This window comes from Lederbergia sp. B243.17, assembly GCF_057657925.1.
This window is the reverse complement of the sequence record NZ_JBWBKF010000032.1, coordinates 1-303: the sequence shown is the minus strand read 5'-3', so window position 1 is coordinate 303 and position 303 is coordinate 1. Positions and strand designations below refer to the sequence as shown.

General features: G+C 50.8%; 1 rRNA gene. It reads left to right on the top strand.

Annotated elements, in window-relative coordinates:
• Positions 1-70: 70 nt before the first annotated feature.
• Positions 71-303 (top strand): 16S ribosomal RNA (locus AC0TWI_RS04865); the annotation flags it as partial.

Here is a 303-nt window from a genome sequence, read left to right as displayed (position 1 = left end):
CCTTGAAAACTGAACGAAACAAACGTCAATGATTTACTTTTAAGCAAGACCAGCAAATGAGCTAACAAACTTTAATGAGAGTTTGATCCTGGCTCAGGACGAACGCTGGCGGCGTGCCTAATACATGCAAGTCGAGCGAACGGATGGGAGCTTGCTCCCTGATGTTAGCGGCGGACGGGTGAGTAACACGTGGGCAACCTGCCTGCAAGCCTGGGATAACTTCGGGAAACCGGAGCTAATACCGGATAATTTCTTCCTCTGCATGGAGGAAGGTTGAAAGGCGGCTTCGGCTGTCGCTTGCAG